The sequence below is a fragment of the Bacillus mycoides genome, from assembly GCF_018742245.1.
GTDB classification, from domain to species: domain Bacteria; phylum Bacillota; class Bacilli; order Bacillales; family Bacillaceae_G; genus Bacillus_A; species Bacillus_A cereus_U.
Genome location: NZ_CP036132.1, coordinates 3,279,773 through 3,299,999, shown reverse-complemented (window position 1 = coordinate 3,299,999; position 20,227 = coordinate 3,279,773). Strand labels below are relative to the sequence as shown.

Genomic DNA, 20,227 nt, shown 5'->3' with positions numbered 1-20,227 from the left:
GGCAATTCAATATGCATGTAGTGAATGTATTATTAAAAATTGAAAGTTTATTATATCAATTACCAAAATCTGAAAGAAAAATAGCGCAATATATTTTAACCAATCCACAAGAAGTTATTAGAATGACTATACATGAATTAGCTACTCATGCTAATGCGAGTAGCTCTGCGGTCACTAGGCTTTGTCGTTCTATTGAAATTTCTAGTTTTTCAGAGTTAAAGGTATCTTTATCATCGCATCTCTCATACCCAGAGAAGAAAGGTTTTTATGACATTGAACCAAATGAAACAATAACGGCTATTAAAGAAAAAATAGTTTCCAACTCTGTACAAGCGATACAAGAAACAGCACTTTATTTAGATGAAGTTGTTCTCAATCAAATAATTGAAGCTATGAGAAATGCAGATGTTATTTATGTTTATGGATTAGGGGCTTCATGGCTTGTTGCGGAAGATATTACTCATAAATGGTTACGTTTAGGAAAGATTGTAAGTGCATATCAGGATGCACATATCATGGCTACTGCACTTGCTGCATCAACAAAAAATTGTGTGTTTTTTAGTATATCCAATAGTGGAGAAACTGGAGAAGTACTGCGACTTGTTGATATTGCTAAAGCATCTGGTATTCAAACAATTGGATTGTCTCGATTTGGGAATAACAGATTAACCAATAAAGTTGATATGTCCTTACATCATGTTCGTGCACCAGAGGCTCAATTTCGTAGTGCAGCAACAAGTTCATTATTTGCCCAATTTCTGACTATTGACATAATCTTCTATGCATATGCATCAAAATATTATGATGAAAACATTAAGGAAATTGAACGTTCAAGAGAATCTGTATTAAGGTTCATAGGGAAAAAAAACACTAATTAAAGTTTCTTTTACTGTTGTATATCTTACGCGAAAGGGGAAATATACGAACAGGATACATAACGAGGAGGAAGAGAAATGAAATCTACAGACCAATTTCAGACGTACGAAGTTCCTTGGGAAGAATTTATTGAAGCATTGCGGGGGGAAATAAAGAAACAAGTAGGGGCGGATATTATTGATACGGTCGTATGTAATTTAAAAGATGGTTTTGAAGTGTATACATATATGCAAGGAGATTTGGATTTTGAATATAAGGAGGCGCTTGAAAGAAAATACGGAAGCGATGCGAAGATACCTAACTTACTAACGGTTATGCTGTTAGCTAGTATTTACAATACAAGTGAAGAGAATATACGTTTACATGCAGATCAAAAGGAAAATCCGATTGTTGAAGTATATGTGAAGAAGTAAAGAGTGCGCTAATTATAGCGTGCTCTTTATTTTTTGTATTGAAAAGAAAATCAAACTTTAATGGTGGAATTTATAGCGGGAAAAGTATGAAAGCTATGCGTTATTTCAGATATATAATAAGGAAAAACTCGAAATAAAATATGAGAGTAGTTCATTTTTGTTTACATAATGTAATTGGTGTGAACTGTTGTCCTAAAATACAAGTCATATATCTTGTTTCCCCTCATAAATTTAAACATAGGAATTTGTCTACAAAGGTGGCGAAGCCTCATCATGAAAATTCGAATTTGTGCCACGTTCATGTTGTTTCTATTTATATGTTTACCTTTTTCAGTTTTTGCAAAAGGAGAGGAGGCAAAGGAAAGGGTCGTTTCACTTGTATATGATGATTCGGGCAGCATGAGAAATAACGATCGCTGGAAGTATGCCAATTACGCCTTGCAAAGTTTAGTTGCGCTATTAGATGAGAAAGATAAATTTTCTTACGTTCCAATGAGTAAGCCAAATGATCCGTTAAACATTTCGTTAACAAAGGATCAAAGGCAAACAGAAATTAATGGAATCGGCGCGTGGAAAACATATTTAAATACTCCATTTAGCGCAGTAGAAACGGCGATGCAATCTATAAAGAAGGAAGCAGATATAGATGGGAAACGTGAATTTTGGCTTATTGTATTAACTGACGGGGCATTTAATGATTTGGAGAAAGATAAGGTTGGTGGAAAAGAACAAATTACACAGAAGTTAGCACAGTTTAAGAAAGAGATGGATTCTAAAAAGATCTCTTTGCACCCAGTCTTAATCACGATGGAAGAGGATTTAGGGCAGCAAGAAAAAGAGCAGTTAAATACGTTTAAAGAGATTTGGAAAACAGAAATGAATGGAGTTGTCATGCCGTCTAGCGGTGAGGATGGTATTGTACAAAGTGTGAATCAAGTGGCAGCATTAGTTGCAAATCGTGATCCATTTTCTTCTGTTGAATCGATTGTCAAAACGAAAATAGTAGGGAAAAGAGTAGAGATTACAACACCGTTTCCATTAAAGCGTATGACGCTTGTACGACAATCACCTTCTTTGTCTAATTATAAAGTTATGCAACTTTCCAAACCGTTACAATTGCAGTCTTCTTTTTCCATACATGCACCAGGAGAAGCTAAATTATTCGGAAATATAGTGCATGTAAGTACAGCGAATCAGGAAGTGATTAAGCCAGGGACATATACGATAGAAGTGGATCAGGACATTGAGAAAGAGGGATTACAAGTACTTGTTGAACCAGCGCTTAACTATACTGTTTCTACGTATGACAAAGATGATAAGGATAGAAAAAATGTTGAGAAAATGTATGAAGGTGTGACAGCTGTTATTGAAGCGAAACCTACTGAATTACCAATTCAAATTTCTTATTTCGAAGCAGAAGTAGAAATAGACGGAAAGCAGTATCCGATGAAGTGGGATGATAAAAGACATGTGTTTTATTACGAGACAAAAGTTGGTAAAGAGTTAGTACGCGGGAAAGTCCATATGAATATAAAGGGATTTTATAGACAGACGAAAGAATTCAAGATTGAACCAGCTGAAAAACCCAAATTAACACTTCAAGCTGTTACGAAAGATTATGAAGAAAAGGTAACAAATTTAGAAAATAGTAAACCATTTATTTTACAGCCACAGTTAAATGGTAAACCGATGACAGAAGAGGCTGTAAAGAAACTATTAAAATCTACTGGTGTCACATCGAATCAATCGATCAACTATGAATTAAAACAGCATGGTAGTCAAGTTTATGTTTATCCTCGACCTTATTACTCCGACACATTCAATTTTACAGATACCGGCACCGTAGAGGCTACCATCACGATCAGTGATTCAACATTACAAGAAGTAAAGGAAAAAATCGTACTGCACATTGAAAATGCGCCTTTTTTTGAGAAGTATGCGCTCGTTTTTAAATTTGTAATTCCCATCACTTTATTACTTTTAGTAGTAGGAATTATTATTTTAGGATGTATTGTTCGTCCGAGATTTCATAGGAAAGCATTACTATATTACGAATGGGATCAAGAAGTAGCGAAAGATTGGCTTTATCAATCTGAACCAGAGTTACTTAAAAATAAATGGTGGAAGCACTATTTTGGCATTCCATTCCGAGCAGAAAGAAAGACTGTGCAATCTGTAACATTAATAGCGAAAAAAGGATCGAAATCTATATTTGTAGCAAAAGAATCGCAAGTGGTTGGGATGATTATTGATGGGATGTTTATAACAGAGGAAGAGGTAGGAATGGAGCATAAGACGTTGTATCCAAATGAACTTTTAGTAATTGATAGAGGATATGGTAAGGAGATTTACCGGTACGAATGTGAATAGTAGATAGGGTGTAAGAGGGGCGGAGGAGGCCCGGCTCTCTTTATTCTTCTTTTCAAACAAGCAAGAATAGGAAGGTGGTTCACATGACATTACAAGTTCCAACAATTTTAATTGGCTTAGGTGGAATCGGTAGTACTGTCACACATCAAATATATGAAAGATTACCTGAGGAGCGTCGTAAAAAGGTAGCGATGCATGTATTTGATACAGATGTGAATACATTGAGTAAATTTGATCATATTCGGAAGTTTAAGACGCAAACGAGCTCGAGTAAAACACCGAGAGAGTATATTGCGGGAGATCCAACGATTCCAGAGTGGTTTCCAATGGATCCGACTATACTGGATAAACCGTTAACAGAAGGGGCCGGACAGTTACGTGTCATTTCTCGTTTAGCGTTGCGTGCAGCGATGAAAGAAGATAAACTCACATCGTTTTGGCAAGAAATCGAGAAGATTTTTCCAGTTACAAGTGATCAGACGGAATATGGTGTACGTGTCATTATTGTAACATCACTAGCTGGCGGAACAGGCTCAGGGATGTTTTTACAAATCGCATTATATTTGCGTGAAATGCTCCGGAAAAAATTGCAGCATCACAACATTTTAATTCGCGGTGCGTTTTTAATGCCAGATGTTTTAGTTAAGACGAGAACGGTTAGTGCGAAAGAGTTTGAAACTGTGCAAGCGAATGGTTACGCATCGTTAAAAGAGTTGCACGCTATTACGCTCGGGTCGACTGGTGAATTATCAAAACGAGGCGGCGTAACGATTGAATTAGAATATCGTCCTGATCAAGTGGATGAAGATGGAAGAACAAATCATACGATAAAGCAGCATCATTTGCCGTACAATTATTGTTTCTTATATGATTATGAAAATTTACATGGGCACCATTTGCACAATTTATCAGATTATATGGAGCAAATGGCAAATACGATTTATTTACAGTTATTCAGTCCAATGTCTGCAAATCATTTTGCGCAAGAAGATAATCAAATTCAGCAATTGGCAGAATCGAGTGGGAAAGGGAGATATTGCGGAGCAGGAACGGCGAAGCTCATTTATCCGTATGAGCACGTTTTGAAATACTGTGCTTTAAAATGGGCGGTGCAAGGTTTAGATGAATCTTGGCTTCATTTAGATCAACTGTTTCAAGAGAAGAAGCAAAGATATGATCAAGATGTAAAGCGCGGTATGCAGCGTGAAAAGCCAGAGCGCGGGAAAAGTTATTTAGAAGATTTAGAGCATCTTGCTACTCGTCCAGAACAGGCCCATATTTTTTATAGACAAATGTTCAATGAGACGCGCGAAGGGGCAGAGGGCGGTAAGGTCGGTGTTGCGAAGTCTAAGTTGTTTTTAGATGCTGTCGAAAGCTACGTACACCGTACAGTGCAAAAAGATGAAGAATTAAACCGCCTGCAGCATGAGTGTAAAATATCGGCTGCGAAACTGAAAATGATGGAACAAATGAAAGGTGAAGTAGCGAGAGTTGATCATGCGGTTCGTTTATATGCTTATGCGATTCCGAGCCGTGTACATGAGCATGTGACTACACTTTTATATGACATGGTCGAATCAGACCGCTTTATACCGAGTGGCTCAGAAGGACAGTCTTATCAATTAAATACATGGTTTTTAAAGAAAACGGATCCGGTTCATCCTGTCGCAGCACGTTTTATGCTGTATGAAATTCGTAAGCAGTTAGTAGAGAAGATGAATCGACTGCATGAAAATAATGAACAAAAGCGTAATTTAATTCAAAACTACGATAAGAAATTTAATGTGAGTAATATTGATGGAACGGTAACGGCTGTTCGCCGCGTTGAAATTGCTCAGCAACAAGGCTGGGTCGGGAAAATGTTTTATAATCAGCAACGTTTGTTCAAAAAAGAATTTGAAGATATCGTAACGCAATATGTGCACAAATTAAGTGAGTATCGTAAAGAAATGTTGTTAGAACTCGTGTATCAATCGCTATACCAAGCAGTTGATAAAATGATCCAATATTGGGAAAGATTCTTTGATAATTTACACGAAACACGTGAAAATTTATTGTTTGAAATCCAAAAGCGAAGCAAGGAATTTGAGGGGAAAACGAACCCGACGAATGTATATGTATTAGCTGAAGAGAAATTGCAAGAAAAGATTTGGCAAGATATGCAGCAACATTTAAATTTAGGTGTATTACCGAAAGATATATCGGCTGAAATTTATATGAGCTTGTACGGGGAATATTGTCGTGATGCAAAAGCCGAAGAAATTCAGTCGAAAAAGGTGGAAGACTTCTATCGTGAACATATATTGAGTTATTGTTATGACGAACTTCAAGTGCGCTATCGTGACAAACTAGAGCTTAATATCGTTGAAGCATTGCGAAAAGAAGCAGATTTCAAGAAACGTGATCGTGATGAATACGTTCGTGAAAAAATTGAAGATCTTTTCCATTTAGCAAGTCCGTTCGTTCCGAAAGTTTCTCATCATAGAGAGTTACAATATTGGGGCGTACATCCTTCTTTAAAACAAGAATTGCAAGAAGAGTTATTGCAAGAAATGTTTAAAGAAAAAGATACGGTAAACGAGGCGTTTTCACCATTTGAAGTGATTTGTTATCGTGCTCATTACGGATTATCGCTACAAGATTTTCCTAAGCTTTCATCTGGACATATTGCGAATGGTTTTATGAACGATAAAGGTGATTATTTTCAATCGTATTATCGCCGCGTGAACAAATTAAATAGTAAAAAATCTAGTTTGACGCCGCATTTAGATAAATATTGGCACTTACCAGCCTTTATGCCAGACTTGAATGCAACGCAAACGAAGTTAGATTACGATAAATGTAATCGTGCTCTTCTATACGCGTATATGTATCGCTGGATTAGCTTAGTTGCTGTTGATGGGCAATTCGTGTATCAATATAACGGTGTCGGCCGTAGCTTTTTAATCCAGTCGATGGGGAAAAATATTTCAAGCGAAAGTTATAAGTTGCACAGAGCATTGCTTCATAATCCGTTTATTTATGAAAATATCTTGTCCAGGTTTGAAGAAGAGCAAGAAAAGGCAATGATACAAGGTGGACATTTATATACACATGCATTTGTATTAGGTGCTCAAGATATTAGATGGCTTCGTAAAGAGCATGTCCATAATATTTTAGATATGATTTTAATGTATGATCGTGAGGCAAAATATGACCCGACGTTAGAAGAAACATCTGACGATTTGTTAAGGCTATTCCTTGATGAAATTGAGTTGTATTTCCAAAACTATTACGGAACAGGTGCAGATATGGTTGCAAAGAAAGAAAAAGAGATGTTTATGAAACAATTGTGGGATCGTTCGTATGCGAAAGGGTATGTGGATCCAAATAGTGCGCCTTATAAAAAATGGCAAAATGTATTACATGTTCCCGATGAAGAAGAAGTGCCAAAAACGAATGTATAATGAGTGAAAAGGGAATCCTTAAGAATGGCAATACAACTTTAGAAATGAGGGATTCCGATGCCGTTTTTAGGAAGTGTATATCAAATATTTGGATTATATCCAGAAATTTATCATGCGATGATTTCAGCAGAGCTGCAAGAAGAAGCTCAAAAGGAACATATCGATAATAATAGTACAGAAATTGAAGCGGAAGAATAAAGCGCAGATGAACATCTGCGCTTTTTTTATTGTCTTAGGTGAAAATACTGTTTGCAATTTGTAGGGAAGTTAATCGGTCTAACAAGATGAGTAATTATTTCTATATAACGAATCGACTGGTTTTATCTTGTTTGTATATGGGGATTTCATTGAGTCCGATGTATAAAGATGAATTCTGAAATAATATAAAATGTATTGAAATGGTAATTAACAGTGTTTTCAAGTGGTATCGTATATTTTGGAATACTATTTTATTTATAATTATTCGATGTGGGTGAATTAATTATATTGTTGACAATATAATTAATCGTGTGATAAATTCAATCAATCTTCTAAAAACATGCTTGTTAACAAGTGTATTTTTAGAAGATTGATTTTTCTGATTTTTAGGCATGTAATTTGTGGAGTTTATATAGGGAGTGAAAGTAAAGTATGAATATTATTAATGTGTAATAGCAACAGTAATAAAGATTGTAATGAGTAAGGGATAATTTTGAAAAAGAGGTTTCTACGAATGAGTTTATTTATAAAGAAAGCAATGAATGAAGAAAAGAAAAACGTGTTACAGCAAACTTTAGGAGCAATTGATTTAACGCTTTTAGGAATTGGAGCAATTATTGGTACAGGCATTTTCGTATTAACAGGTATTGTAGCAGCGAAACATGCTGGTCCAGCAATTGTATTATCTTTCATGTTAGCTGCAATTGTATGTGCTTGTGTAGCTTTTTGTTATGCTGAATTTGCATCTACAGTCCCGGTCTCAGGAAGTGTGTATTCGTATACGTATATGACATTAGGTGAGATTTTTGCTTTTATAGTTGGCTGGTGTGTTATGTTAGAGTACTTATTAGCTACTTCTGCGGTGGCGGCGGGATGGTCAGCTTATTTTCAGTCATTGCTACTAGGGTTTAATATTCATATTCCGGCAATCGTTGCTTCTGCACCAGGGATGGGGAATGGCGGGATTATCGACTTGCCAGCGGTTATTATTATTTTAGTTGTTACATTTTTACTAAGTCGTGGTGTGAAAGAAAGTGCACGTATAAATAATATAATGGTTATTATCAAACTGGCTGTTATTTTAGTATTTATTATTGTAGGAGCAAAATATGTAAAGCCAGAGAATTGGCAGCCGTTTCTTCCTTTTGGATACCATGGTGTTATTGGAGGAGCTGCTACTGTATTTTTTGCCTTTTTAGGTTTCGATGCAGTTGCAACAGCAGCAGAGGAAGTGAAACGCCCACAACGTAACGTTCCAATTGGATTACTTGTCTCTTTATGCATTTGTACAATTCTTTATGTTGGTGTTTCATTCGTGTTAACTGGAATGGTTCCATTTACGGATCTGAATGTAGCTGATCCAGTAGCATATGCACTGCGTATTGTAGGAGAGGATAGAATTGCTGGTCTATTATCAGTTGGAGCGATAGCTGGTTTAACAACAGTTCTGTTAGTTGCTATGTTCGCATTTGTTCGAGTATCATACTCGATGAGCCGAGATGGATTGTTACCAAAAAGATTTTCGAGTGTTCATAAACGTTATCAAACACCATTTTTTAATACATGGATTACGGGTATTCTTGCGGCTGTATTAGCAGGTTTGTTGGACTTGAATTTGTTGGCAAATTTAGTGAATGTGGGAACGATAACAGCTTTCATATTTGTATCTATAGCTGTAATTGTATTAAGGAAGACACATCCTAATTTGAAAAGACCGTTCCGTGCTCCGTTAGTTCCATTCTTACCTATACTTGCGATAGTAAGTTGTTTATATTTAGCATTAAATCTTTCTAAAACCACTTTAATCAGTTTTGCAATTTGGGTTATTGTAGGTATTTTTATTTATTTTATATACGCGAAAAAACATAGTAAGATTAGAAATAAAGTATAAGGTATTACAATGATGGTTGTAGGCTAAATTTTTTTTTACCTATAGCCATTTTTATTTGTGCACACCTTATTTTCGTGTTAACATAAAGCGAATTTTTTAAGGGAGAGAAAGAAATGAAATGGATTTATTTTATTGTTATCAACGTTATAGCATTTAGCATGATGGGGCTTGATAAGCGAAAAGCAAAGAAAAAGCAGTGGAGAACGCCAGAAAGTACGTTGTTTTTATCAGCTGCAGCTGGAGGAGCGGTTGGAGCTTGGATTGGTATGTATATGTTTCATCATAAGACACATAAAAGTAAATTTATCTTCGGTATTCCAGTGCTCGTTATTATAACAGTAGGAGTGTTTTTATACATATAACGGATTTGCAAGAGGAATGTCGAAAGAAATGCAGATTGAATATTGGTAAAGTAAGTATGTGAGACCTTATAATGAAGAAAAAAAGAGAAGAGGAGAACAGGGAAGATGGGGAGTCAAACAGCAGAGCAAAAGCAGGGGATTATATATGCGGCGGGTGCGTATACGATGTGGGGAGTTCTTCCGATTTATTGGAAATGGGTGGAGGAAGTACCGGCGGATGAAATATTAGCACACCGCATCGTTTGGGCATTTGTTTTTATGTTGTTAGTTTTAGGAGTAACGAAGAGGTTTCGTCAGTTTGGTGGGGAGTTAGTGGCCCTTTTTAAACGACCTAAATTATTAATGTCATTAACAATTGCTTCGGTACTTATTAGTGGAAACTGGTTTGTATACATATGGGCCGTAAATCATAACCATGTAATCGAAGCAAGTCTTGGGTATTATATTAATCCACTTATAAGTATTTTACTTGGTACAGTTGTTTTAAAAGAGAAGCTTAATTTTTGGCAATATGTTGCGGTTGGTTTAGCTGGATTAGGCGTTGTTATTTTAACGATACGTTTCGGATCAATTCCATGGGTTTCTCTTTCACTTGCTTTTTCATTTGGATTATATGGATTAACGAAAAAATTATTAAATTACGACGCAACAATTGGGCTTACGATGGAAACGATGTTAGTGACGCCATTTGCACTTATATATTTGTTTATGACAGGAGTTCATGGCTTTGGTTCGTTCGGTTCTATTTCGGCAATATCAACGTTTCTTTTAATAGGGGCGGGTATTGTTACAGCGTTACCACTCTTTTATTTTGCTAAAGGAGCACAACTTATTCCGCTCTATATGATAGGATTTTTACAATACATCGCGCCGACTATTAGTTTAATTTTAGGTGTGTTCGTTTTTGGTGAACATTTCACATCTACTCATATGATTGCGTTTTTCTGTATATGGATTGCTTTATTTGTCTTTTCAATGGCGAAAACAAAGTTTCTACTACAGAAACAACCAAAATTTATTAAAAATAAATCAGCAAAAGTATCATAATGCGTAGTATTTTCTACGCATTTTTCTTTATACTTATATTATATAGAAATTCCATTATAGTCAGTGAGGAGCTGAAAAACATGGAAACAATTTTACATAATGACCCACTTATAGCAGCTGTAATTTCTTGGTTTTTAGCACAGTTAACGAAAGTCGTTTTTAAATTAATAAAAACAGGCGAGTTTGATTTTGCTAAGTTCTTTGCTTCAGGTGGAATGCCAAGTTCGCATGCGTCGACTGTTACTGCACTTGCTACAGGTGTCGGAGTGGTGGAAGGTGTGGAGAGTCCAATATTTGCGGTTGCCGCTATTTTTGCCATTATTGTTATGTACGATGCTTCAGGAGTAAGGCTTGCGGTTAGTAAGCAAGCGAAAATATTGAATGATTTTTTTCATGGTAGACAAACAGAATATAAAAAGTTAAATGAGCTCGTTGGACATACACCCTATCAAGTTGTTGTTGGTGCACTATTAGGAATTGTTGTCGGGGTTGGGTATTGTTTGTAAGCAGAATGTGTGTAATACACGTTCTGCTTTTCTTTGTTTTCATACATATTTAGCTAAGTTTTCGAATATCGTATACGGACTTAGAAAGGGTGGGTGAGCGGTGTGCTACTATATGACAAAGTGCGTGAGGAGATAGAGCGGAGAACGACTGCACTTCAAACGATGCAAAGGCAAGACGGAACGTGGTCATTTTGTTTTGAAGGAGCTTTACTAACGGATTGTCATATGATTTTTTTACTCAAATTATTAGGGCGAAATGACGAAATAGAACCGTTTGTGAAAAGGTTAGCATCTCTTCAAACAAATGAAGGGACTTGGAAATTATATGAAGATGAAAGGGGAGGGAATTTATCCGCCACGATTCAAGCATATGCTGCTTTACTTGCTTCGGAAAAATATTCGAAAGAAGATATGAATATGAGGCGAGCTGAAATGTTTATTAAGGAACACGGGGGAGTTTCTCGTGCTCATTTTATGACGAAATTTTTATTAGCGATTCATGGAGAATATGAATTTCCTGCGCTTTTTCACTTTCCAACGCCAATCTTATTTTTACAAGATGACTCCCCCCTCAGTATATTTGAGCTAAGCAGCTCAGCGCGTATACATTTAATTCCGATGATGATTTGTATGAATAAGAGATTCCGTGTAGAGAAAAAGTTATTGCCAAATTTAAATCATATTGCAGGCGGGGGTGGGCAATGGTTTCGAGAGGAGCGGTCTCCGCTGTTTCAATCGTTTGTAGGTGATGTGAAAAAGGTAATATCGTATCCATTATCGTTACATCATAAAGGATACGAAGAAGTAGAGCGCTTTATGAAGGAGCGTATAGATGAAAATGGAACTTTGTATAGTTACGCGAGTGCTACGTTTTATATGATTTATGCTTTGCTTGCATTAGGGCACTCTATTCAGTCTCCAATTATTGAGAAAGCTGTGACAGGATTAAAATCTTATATATGGAAGATGGACAGAGGAAGTCATTTGCAAAATTCTCCTTCTACCGTATGGGATACCGCTTTACTTAGCTATTCATTGCAAGAAGCTAAAGTTACAAATGAAAATAAGATGATTCAAAGGGCGACAGAGTATTTATTGCAAAAACAACAAACTAAAAAGGTAGATTGGAGCGTACATGCATCATCACTTGTAGCTGGCGGTTGGGGATTTTCAGATGTTAATACGACGATCCCTGATATAGACGATACTACGGCTGTCCTTAGAGCGTTAGCGCGAAGTAGAGGGAATGATAGAGTAGATAAGGCTTGGGGAAGAGGCGTGAAATGGGTAAAAGGATTGCAAAACAATGATGGAGGCTGGGGAGCTTTTGAACGAGGGGTAACGAGCAAGTTACTATCGAATTTGCCGATTGAAAATGCGAGTGATATGATAACCGATCCGTCCACACCAGATATTACAGGTAGGGTGTTAGAATTATTCGGAACGTATGCACCGAATGAATTGTCTGAAGAGCGAAAAAAGAAAGCTATCAAATGGTTAATGGATGTACAGGAACAGAATGGATCATGGTATGGAAAATGGGGGATATGTTATATATACGGGACATGGGCAACGATGACAGGCTTACGTGCAGTAGAAGTGCCTTCTACTCATCCATCGTTGAAAAAAGCAGCTTCATGGCTCGAGCATTTACAGCATGAAGACGGAGGGTGGGGAGAATCCTGTCAAAGTAGTGTAGAGAAAAAAATTATTTCTTTACCCTTTAGCACGCCGTCACAAACAGCGTGGGCACTTGATGCACTTATTTCTTACTACGATCAAGAAACACCGATTATTCGAAAAGGAATTTCATATTTGCTCGCGCAGTCTACTATGAATGAAAAATATCCTACTGGTACAGGGTTACCGGGTGGCTTTTATATTCGCTACCATAGTTATGGGCATATATATCCGTTACTTGCTTTAGCGCACTACGTAAAGAAATATAGAAAATAAACCGAGAGATACTCTCGGTTTATTTTGATGGGTAGTAGGTCCCTGTTGAAAAGAATAAGGAACGTTGTAGTGCCTTATTTTTCTGTTGATTGGCGTTTTTGACGTGCATCAGCGGCATTTGCACGTGCGTTTGCTTCTAAGTCATTGTGGTCAGCGAGTTCGCGAGCGAACTCAACATCAATGCCATCGGCAGTTTTGTTTCGATTTACATTCTTTTTTTTCATTCGACACAATCTCCTTGTGTTTTATCCCGCATAAACGGGTAGTAAAACTCCCACCTCAAAATTCAGATGGAACAAAGAAGCTAGGTGGGAGATTAACTGCCCGTAAATACCCGATTGGTGAGGGCTAATAATCAGTGGGGGATGAACAAACTCCCTACTGATTAAAGTTTCACTTTATGCGGCGTTGCAAAGTTAGTTTGACACAAATAGACTTTTTTATACAAAGAGGATTTGGAAAGCATAGAGCCGAAATATACAATATAACTAATAGAAATGGGGGATAGGGATGGACTTGTTGAATGGGAAAACAGCTGTTGTAACGGGTGCTGCGCAGGGGATTGGAAAAGAAATTGCACGAGTTTTTGCAAAACTAGGGGCTAAAGTATTAATTAGTGATGTAAATGAAGAGAAGCTACAAGAAACGACACGTGAATTATCAGATGAAGGGTATGATGTGAGCTTATATCGATGTGATGTGAGTAATCAAAATGAAGCGAAGTCGTTAATTGAATATGCGGTGCAAAAATTTGGTACATTACATATTTTAGTGAATAACGCTGGGATTACAAAAGATGCAATGTTACATAAGATGGAGAAGTCTGCTTGGGAACAAGTATTACAAGTGAACTTAACTGGCGTTTTTTATTGTATGCAGCCAGCACTTCTTTATATGAGACAACAACAATATGGACGGATTATTAATATTTCTTCTATTAGTAGGGAAGGAAATATTGGACAAGCAAATTATGCGGCTACAAAGGCAGGGGTTGTAGGCTTAACAAAAACAGCAGCGAAAGAGGTGGGAAGTTTTGGTATTACGTGTAATGCGATTTGTCCAGGGTTTATGGATACTGATATGACAAAAACAATACCGGATAAAGTAAAAGAGAAAATGGTTGGAGCGATTCCAGTTGGAAGAATCGGAACACCGGAAGATATTGCAAACGCAGCTGCCTTTTTAGCATCAGAGTATGCGTCTTACATTACAGGAGAGGTATTAAATGTGAGCGGTGGGTTGCAAGTGTAAGTGAATACATAATGAAAAGAACCTGACCGAGTAGGGTCAGGTTCTTTCTCGTTAATTTAAGTTAATCCAAACGCTCTTCACTTCTGTATAGTTGTTCAGCGCGTAAGATCCCATTTCGCGGCCAAGGCCAGATTGTTTAAATCCTCCAAATGGAGATGCTGCATCAAAGACGTTATAACAGTTTACCCATACTGTACCTGCACGTACTTTGCTTGCAATATAATGTGCAGTTTTTACGTTTTCTGTCCATACACCAGCCGCTAAGCCGAATTGTGATTTATTCGCACGATCAATTACTTCATCAATATCGTTAAACGGTAATGCAGAAATAACTGGACCAAAAATTTCTTCTTTAGCGATTGTCATCTCATCATTTACATCAGCGAATACTGTAGGAGAAACGAAGTAACCTTGATCGAATGGTTTGTTTCCTCCGCAAAGTACTTCAGCACCTTCTGCAATGCCTTTTTCAATATAGCCCATTACACGTTTTTGCTGTTCTTCAGAAACGAGAGGTCCGATTGTAGTCTCTGGATTTAGACCAGCGCCTTGATTTAATTTTTTTGAATATAGAACGAGATCAGCCATGACATTATCGTACATTTTCTTCGGAATAAATAAGCGTGACCCAGCACAGCACACTTGTCCTTGGTTAAACATAACACCAGACAGGGCAGCAGGAATCGCTCGAGATAAGTCAGCGTCTGGTAAAATAATGTTTGGCGACTTACCACCAAGCTCTAATGTAACGCGTTTTAACGATTCAGATGCTTGTCTCATAATTTGTTTGCCGACTGGAGTAGAGCCTGTAAATGCAATTTTATCTACGAGTGGATGATTAACGAGAGCTTGTCCAGCTGTTTCACCGAATCCAGGAACGATGTTAATAACGCCTTTCGGGAATCCAGCTTCTTCAATTAATTCAGCTAAGTATAGAGCGGATAGTGGAGTTTGTTCTGCAGGTTTTAAAACGATTGTACATCCTGTTGCAAGGGCTGCACCCATTTTCCACATTGCCATAAGAAGTGGGAAGTTCCATGGGATAATTTGACCGACAACACCAACAGCTTCATGGCGTGTATAGTTAAAATATTCACCAGAAACAGGGATTGTTTGTCCAACGATTTTTGTAGCCCAGCCAGCATAATAGCGCATATGTTCAATTGCAAGAGGAACGTCTGCTGCTAAAGTTTCGCGGATTGGCTTTCCGTTATCTAACGTTTCAAGCTGTGCCAGCTCTTCTTTATGCTCTTCCATTAAATCAGCAAGTTTGTACATAAGACGGCTTCGTTCAGCAGTGCTCATGCGTGACCAAGGACCTTCATCGAAAGCCATTCGAGCAGCTACAACAGCTTTATGAATGTCTTCGCGACCAGCTTCAGCAACGATAGCGAGTGTTTCACCAGTTGCTGGATTAGGAGTTTTAAAAGTTTTTCCGGAAGCGCTTTCAATGAACGCTCCGTTCACATATAGTTTCTTTGTGCCTTGAAGAAATTTCTCTACCTTTTCATGAAGATTTACAGCTAGTTGACTCATTGTATAACCCCCTTGAAAATATAATTTAAACGCAGTACGAGACAGCGTTTATTCCGAAATCAAGGATGTGGGAACTAGATGAAAAGCCTCTACTTAAAATCATAAATAAAAAATGCTGAAAATTCAAATTTCATTTTCGTTACAATTGTAAAAAATATGTAATGAAACATTGTATTCTATATAATTACAAAAAATCCTGCGCGTTTTTGTTTTCTAGTAGGAAAAACTAGAAAAACAGTGGTACAATTATACATCGTGAGAGGAGGGAGAAAATGAAGAATTATCATGATGATCCGCGCTTTCGAGTTGCCCATAGAGAAGCGTTAATTGGTCTTGGATTAGCTATTATTAATTTTATAATATGGTATGGATTTGCTTATGGGCTTGGAAGTAAGGATCCGAGTGAATATACATATGTATTAGGTTTTCCAGCATGGTTTTTTTATAGCTGTATCGTTGGATTTATCGTAATGGTTATTTTGCTTATTTTAGTTGTTCGTTTTTTATTTCAAGATATTTCACTCGATGAGGAAGAAAAAAGTGAGGAATGATAGATGAATTGGTATGTAATAATCCCAATGATAATTTCTTTTATCGTTGTGTTTTTAATTGGTGTATATGCATCAAGACGTGTACAAGCAACCGCTAATAATAAATTTTTACAAGAATATTTTCTTGGTGGGCGTGAACTTGGTGGTTTATTATTAGCTATGACGATGATTGCTACGTACGGTAGTGCAAGTAGCTTTATCGGCGGGCCTGGTATTGCTTACAATATAGGTCTTGGATGGGTGCTGTTATCAGCGATTCAAGTTGTAACAGGATATATCGTTTTAACGGTTATCGGTAAAAAGTTTGCTATTATCGCTAGGAAGATGGAAGCAATTACGCTTATTGATTATTTAAAGGGCAGATACAATAATAAAGCGGTAGTTGTTCTTTCTGCGTTATGTATTATAATCTTTTTGTTCTCAGCAACAGTAGCCCAGTGGGTTGGCGGCGGACGATTAATTGAGTCGCTAACAGGACTTTCCTACACAACGGCACTATTTTTATTTACATTTTCTGTACTTGTGTATGTGTTAATTGGTGGATTTCGTGCAGTCGCTTTATCAGATACGTTATTAGGAATCATTATGTTAGCCGGAACAACAATCATTTTAATTGCTACTGTCATTGCTGGTGGCGGAGTTGAAAAGATTATGCAGGAACTTATTCAAATTAATCCGAATTTAATAACACCGTTCGGAGCGGATGGAAGTTTAACGAAATCATATGTCACATCATTTTGGATTTTAATTGGAATTGGTGTCGTTGGATTACCGCAAATTAGTGTGCGTGCTATGTCTTATAAAAATTCAAAAGCTATGCACCAAGCATTAATCATTGGAACGGTTGTCGTCGGTACAATTATGATTGGTATGCATTTAACAGGTGTGTTTGCAAGAGTAGTCCTTCCAGGCATAACGGTACCAGATAAAGTAATGCCGCTACTCGCGATGGAGGTGTTGCCACCTTGGTTAGCTGGAGTTTTCTTAGCTGCACCAATGGCAGCGATAATGTCTACTGTGAACTCATTATTATTACTTGTAAGTTCGTCAATTATTAAAGATATATATGTGAACTACATAAATAAAGATGCAGCGGCTAGTACGATAAAAAAAGGAAGTCTGTGGATTACTGGTATCGTAGGACTGCTTGTTTATGCAGCGGCTATTAAACCACCAGATTTTTTAATTTGGTTAAATTTATTTTCTTTCGGTGGTTTAGAAGCAGCGTTCATTTGGCCGATTGTGTTAGGGTTATATTGGAAAAAGGGAAATGCAACTGGAGCTCTCGCATCTATTTTAGTTGGAGTAGGTTCCTATATGTTTATTCACCTTTGCTATCCTAATCCATTCGGTATACATACAGTTGTTTTTCCGATTTGCTTTGCATTTATTGCGTATATAATTGGTAGTATGTTTACGATGAAAAAAGTAGCATAAAAATATAGAAAAACGTAGGGACTTCTAATGCGAAGTTCCTACGTTTTTTGTTTATACAAAATTTTCTTTTTCAGTCTGTATTCCGCCATACATTCATAAAGTAATAACAATTGATGGGATGGAGTTGAGGTCTATGAAAAAAATATTATTTTTAGGAGACCCAGGAATTGATGACTCTTTAGCAATTATGTATGGATTGTTGCATCCTGATATTGATATTGTTGGAGTAGTAACGGGATATGGGAATGTAACACAAGAAAAGGCGACGAGTAATGCGGCATATTTATTACAGTTAGCAGGGCGAGAAGATATACCTGTTATTAATGGTGCGAAAATTCCTTTATCCGGAGATTTTGTGACGTATTATCCGGAGATTCACGGTGCAGATGGCTTAGGACCAATTAAGCCTCCGAAAGCCTTTTCTCCAAATATAAAATCATTTTGTGCATTTTTCGATATCATTGAAAAATATAAGGGCGAACTAATTATTGTTGATGCTGGTCGATCAACAACATTAGCGACAGCATTTATTTTGGAGAAACCGATGATGAAGTATGTGAAAGAATATTATATAATGGGCGGTGCTTTTTTAATGCCTGGAAATGTTACTCCAGTCGCGGAAGCAAATTTTCATGGAGACCCAATTGCATCACAATTAGTTATGCAAAATGCAAAAAATGTGACATTAATACCGCTTAACGTTACTTCAGAAGCGATTATTACACCGGAAATGGTGAAATACATTACGAAACATTCTAAAACGAATTTCAAGAAATTAATAGAACCGATTTTCAATTATTATTATAAAGCTTATAAAAACCTGAATCCAAAAATAACAGGGAGTCCAGTGCACGATGTAGTTACGATGATGGTAGCGGCAAATCCATCTCTTTTAGATTACGTGTATCGCCGTGTTGATGTTGATACGATTGGAGTTGCGAAAGGGGAAAGTATCGCTGATTTTCGCCCGCAGCCTGAAGCGAAAGCATTGAAAAATTGGGTGAGAATTGGTTGGTCATTACATTATAAAAAGTTTCTTGAGGATTTTGTGAAAATTATGACGTAGACATAATAGGAACATACAAGTTAAAATAATGGAGATGATTATTTAAATAGTCATCTCCATTATTTTGTTTTTAAGAGATAAATAGAGAAGAGTTACACAATAGGAGAGGAATTTTACTTGAAAAAAACTATAGTATGCGCAGTGATTGTGGGTATTTTTGTTTTGCTGATATCGGGTAACTTTTTAGTGAAAAAAGTGTGGAGTTCAAATAATGATGATGCGCAGTACATCGCATCCTTTATTGAAGAGCATAAAAATGAAAAAAATAGCGCTCTTCTAGTAAAGAGAAATGATAAAGTTGTGTATTCTGTAAATCCAGATGTTGTATTGCCAGTTGCTAGTACGATGAAGTTAATTGTGGCGCTTGAATATACGAAACAAGTTACAGAGGGGAAAATCGATCCGTCTAGTTTCGTTTCAATTAATGATGTGAATCGTTATTATGTGCCGAGTACAGATGGTGGTGCACAAGATAGATGGCAAAATTATTTGCAAAAAAAAGAAAAGATAACTGAAGGAGCGGTTTCTTTAGAAGAAGTTGCAAAAGGAATGGTTAAGTTTAGTTCTAATGCAAATACTGAATATTTAATGGAGGTATTAGGATTAGACAATATTAATCGGAATTTACAAAGTTTAGCGCTTCCTGCACATCAACCGCTATTTCCGATCGTTTCATCTTTATACATTCCGGGATATTTGCATAAAGAATTACATGTTCCAAAATATAAAATAGAGAAAAAGTTAAAAGAAATGTCTCAAGAGCAATATCGTGAATATGCTATGATTATTCATGAACGCTTAAAAAAGAAGGGACCATTATTACAGAAGGAAATTCCTCTGTATTTAGAGGAACGTTACGACAAAATTTGGTCGGATAGATTGCCGGCTGCTTCCGCTAACGATTATATGGTACTGCTTCAAAAGGCAAATCATCAAGGTGGTCTTACAGAAGCGGAAGAAAAAGTGTGGGCGAATATCGTCGAAACAGATATGAGTGCAAAGAAATATCGTAAAACATTCAGGCATGCCGGGCAAAAGAATGGTTATACACCATGGACGGTAACAAAAGCAGTTTATGCAATGGATAAACGCGGAAACTGTACAGAAATTGTTTTCTTGGCAAATAATTTAAATGAAGATGACAGTGCTGAAATACGTAAACATTTAGCAAATCTACACTTCCAAGTGTTGCAAAGTGATAAGTATGATGCGACTTTTATTAAGTAAACTCGGTGCTATGAGCGCCGAGTTTATTTTTATGTACAAGCACTTTTTCACCATCCCTGGGTATGATGGGTAGTAACACTTAGGCGAAAGGGGA

At 36.9% G+C, this 20,227-nt stretch carries 17 protein-coding genes; 15 read left to right on the top strand and 2 right to left on the bottom strand.

What is annotated here, in order from left to right; genetic code table 11:
• Nucleotides 1-11 precede the first annotated feature (11 nt).
• The 10 genes from EXW56_RS16835 to EXW56_RS16790 all read left to right on the top strand — a co-directional run bounded on the left by EXW56_RS16835 (nt 12) and on the right by EXW56_RS16790 (nt 13,065).
• Nucleotides 12-878, top strand: a complete 867-nt coding sequence (locus EXW56_RS16835; protein ID WP_002199709.1) for a MurR/RpiR family transcriptional regulator — start codon at nt 12-14, stop codon at nt 876-878.
• A 75-nt stretch (nt 879-953) separates the two neighbouring features.
• Nucleotides 954-1,289, top strand: a complete 336-nt coding sequence (locus EXW56_RS16830) for a hypothetical protein (protein WP_002199710.1) — start codon at nt 954-956, stop codon at nt 1,287-1,289.
• 273 nt (nt 1,290-1,562) lie between these two features.
• On the top strand, nt 1,563-3,659 hold the full coding sequence (locus tag EXW56_RS16825) for a vWA domain-containing protein (RefSeq protein ID WP_215596802.1): 2,097 nt from the start codon (nt 1,563-1,565) through the stop codon (nt 3,657-3,659).
• Nucleotides 3,660-3,742: 83 nt separating this feature from the next.
• On the top strand, nt 3,743-7,105 hold the full coding sequence (locus EXW56_RS16820; RefSeq protein WP_078174157.1) for a tubulin-like doman-containing protein: 3,363 nt from the start codon (nt 3,743-3,745) through the stop codon (nt 7,103-7,105).
• 57 nt (nt 7,106-7,162) lie between these two features.
• Nucleotides 7,163-7,303, top strand: a complete 141-nt coding sequence (locus tag EXW56_RS16815) for a phosphonate ABC transporter permease (protein ID WP_002111095.1) — start codon at nt 7,163-7,165, stop codon at nt 7,301-7,303.
• A gap of 514 nt (nt 7,304-7,817) precedes the next feature.
• Nucleotides 7,818-9,194 carry a branched-chain amino acid transporter BcaP gene (locus EXW56_RS16810; protein ID WP_215596801.1) on the top strand — a complete coding sequence of 459 codons (1,377 nt, stop codon included), beginning with the start codon at nt 7,818-7,820 and terminating at the stop codon, nt 9,192-9,194.
• Between the two features lie 113 nt (nt 9,195-9,307).
• Nucleotides 9,308-9,556: a DUF1294 domain-containing protein gene (locus EXW56_RS16805; protein WP_199660862.1), complete on the top strand. Its 249-nt coding sequence runs from the start codon at nt 9,308-9,310 to the stop codon at nt 9,554-9,556.
• Nucleotides 9,557-9,661: 105 nt separating this feature from the next.
• Complete coding sequence (gene rarD, locus EXW56_RS16800; protein ID WP_002014350.1) at nt 9,662-10,603, top strand: EamA family transporter RarD; 942 nt, start codon at nt 9,662-9,664, stop codon at nt 10,601-10,603.
• 80 nt (nt 10,604-10,683) lie between these two features.
• Entirely contained in the window at nt 10,684-11,109 is a 426-nt protein-coding gene (locus tag EXW56_RS16795; RefSeq protein WP_002111092.1) for a divergent PAP2 family protein, read from the top strand.
• Between the two features lie 102 nt (nt 11,110-11,211).
• Complete coding sequence (locus EXW56_RS16790; RefSeq protein ID WP_002199715.1) at nt 11,212-13,065, top strand: terpene cyclase/mutase family protein; 1,854 nt, start codon at nt 11,212-11,214, stop codon at nt 13,063-13,065.
• Between the two features lie 74 nt (nt 13,066-13,139).
• Here the strand turns inward: EXW56_RS16790 and EXW56_RS16785 are convergent, their stop codons facing one another.
• Nucleotides 13,140-13,289, bottom strand: a complete 150-nt coding sequence (locus EXW56_RS16785; RefSeq protein ID WP_002199716.1) for a YfhD family protein — start codon at nt 13,287-13,289, stop codon at nt 13,140-13,142.
• A gap of 286 nt (nt 13,290-13,575) precedes the next feature.
• Here EXW56_RS16785 and fabG point away from each other — a divergent pair, with 286 nt between their 5' ends.
• On the top strand, nt 13,576-14,316 hold the full coding sequence (fabG, locus tag EXW56_RS16780) for a 3-oxoacyl-ACP reductase FabG (protein ID WP_002111090.1): 741 nt from the start codon (nt 13,576-13,578) through the stop codon (nt 14,314-14,316).
• Between the two features lie 51 nt (nt 14,317-14,367).
• On the opposite strand, the gene dhaS is transcribed toward fabG, so the two are convergent.
• Nucleotides 14,368-15,852, bottom strand: coding sequence for an aldehyde dehydrogenase DhaS (gene dhaS, locus EXW56_RS16775; protein WP_002111089.1), 1,485 nt, complete (start codon nt 15,850-15,852; stop codon nt 14,368-14,370).
• A 272-nt stretch (nt 15,853-16,124) separates the two neighbouring features.
• On the opposite strand from dhaS, the gene EXW56_RS16770 reads away from it, so the two are divergent.
• The 4 genes from EXW56_RS16770 to EXW56_RS16755 all read left to right on the top strand — a co-directional run bounded on the left by EXW56_RS16770 (nt 16,125) and on the right by EXW56_RS16755 (nt 20,133).
• Nucleotides 16,125-16,403, top strand: coding sequence for a YhdT family protein (locus EXW56_RS16770; RefSeq protein ID WP_002014357.1), 279 nt, complete (start codon nt 16,125-16,127; stop codon nt 16,401-16,403).
• Nucleotides 16,404-16,406: 3 nt separating this feature from the next.
• A complete protein-coding gene (panF, locus tag EXW56_RS16765) occupies nt 16,407-17,840 on the top strand; it encodes a sodium/pantothenate symporter (RefSeq protein WP_002199717.1) in 1,434 nt (477 codons plus the stop codon).
• A 133-nt stretch (nt 17,841-17,973) separates the two neighbouring features.
• Entirely contained in the window at nt 17,974-18,906 is a 933-nt protein-coding gene (locus tag EXW56_RS16760; protein WP_002199718.1) for a nucleoside hydrolase, read from the top strand.
• A 117-nt stretch (nt 18,907-19,023) separates the two neighbouring features.
• Nucleotides 19,024-20,133, top strand: a complete 1,110-nt coding sequence (locus EXW56_RS16755) for a serine hydrolase (protein WP_002111085.1) — start codon at nt 19,024-19,026, stop codon at nt 20,131-20,133.
• The last annotated feature ends 94 nt before the right edge of the window (nt 20,134-20,227 follow it).

Excerpts from the sequence above, each read along its gene's own strand:
- EXW56_RS16835 (WP_002199709.1), top strand. The coding sequence starts at position 12 with ATGCATGTAGTGAATGTATTATTAAAAATTGAAAGTTTATTATATCAA.
- EXW56_RS16830 (WP_002199710.1), top strand. The coding sequence starts at position 954 with ATGAAATCTACAGACCAATTTCAGACGTACGAAGTTCCTTGGGAAGAA.
- EXW56_RS16825 (WP_215596802.1), top strand. The coding sequence starts at position 1,563 with ATGAAAATTCGAATTTGTGCCACGTTCATGTTGTTTCTATTTATATGT.
- EXW56_RS16820 (WP_078174157.1), top strand. The coding sequence starts at position 3,743 with ATGACATTACAAGTTCCAACAATTTTAATTGGCTTAGGTGGAATCGGT.
- EXW56_RS16815 (WP_002111095.1), top strand. The coding sequence starts at position 7,163 with ATGCCGTTTTTAGGAAGTGTATATCAAATATTTGGATTATATCCAGAA.
- EXW56_RS16810 (WP_215596801.1), top strand. The coding sequence starts at position 7,818 with ATGAGTTTATTTATAAAGAAAGCAATGAATGAAGAAAAGAAAAACGTG.
- EXW56_RS16805 (WP_199660862.1), top strand. The coding sequence starts at position 9,308 with ATGAAATGGATTTATTTTATTGTTATCAACGTTATAGCATTTAGCATG.
- rarD (WP_002014350.1), top strand. The coding sequence starts at position 9,662 with ATGGGGAGTCAAACAGCAGAGCAAAAGCAGGGGATTATATATGCGGCG.
- EXW56_RS16795 (WP_002111092.1), top strand. The coding sequence starts at position 10,684 with ATGGAAACAATTTTACATAATGACCCACTTATAGCAGCTGTAATTTCT.
- EXW56_RS16785 (WP_002199716.1), bottom strand. The coding sequence starts at position 13,289 with ATGAAAAAAAAGAATGTAAATCGAAACAAAACTGCCGATGGCATTGAT.
- fabG (WP_002111090.1), top strand. The coding sequence starts at position 13,576 with ATGGACTTGTTGAATGGGAAAACAGCTGTTGTAACGGGTGCTGCGCAG.
- dhaS (WP_002111089.1), bottom strand. The coding sequence starts at position 15,852 with ATGAGTCAACTAGCTGTAAATCTTCATGAAAAGGTAGAGAAATTTCTT.
- EXW56_RS16770 (WP_002014357.1), top strand. The coding sequence starts at position 16,125 with ATGAAGAATTATCATGATGATCCGCGCTTTCGAGTTGCCCATAGAGAA.
- panF (WP_002199717.1), top strand. The coding sequence starts at position 16,407 with ATGAATTGGTATGTAATAATCCCAATGATAATTTCTTTTATCGTTGTG.
- EXW56_RS16760 (WP_002199718.1), top strand. The coding sequence starts at position 17,974 with ATGAAAAAAATATTATTTTTAGGAGACCCAGGAATTGATGACTCTTTA.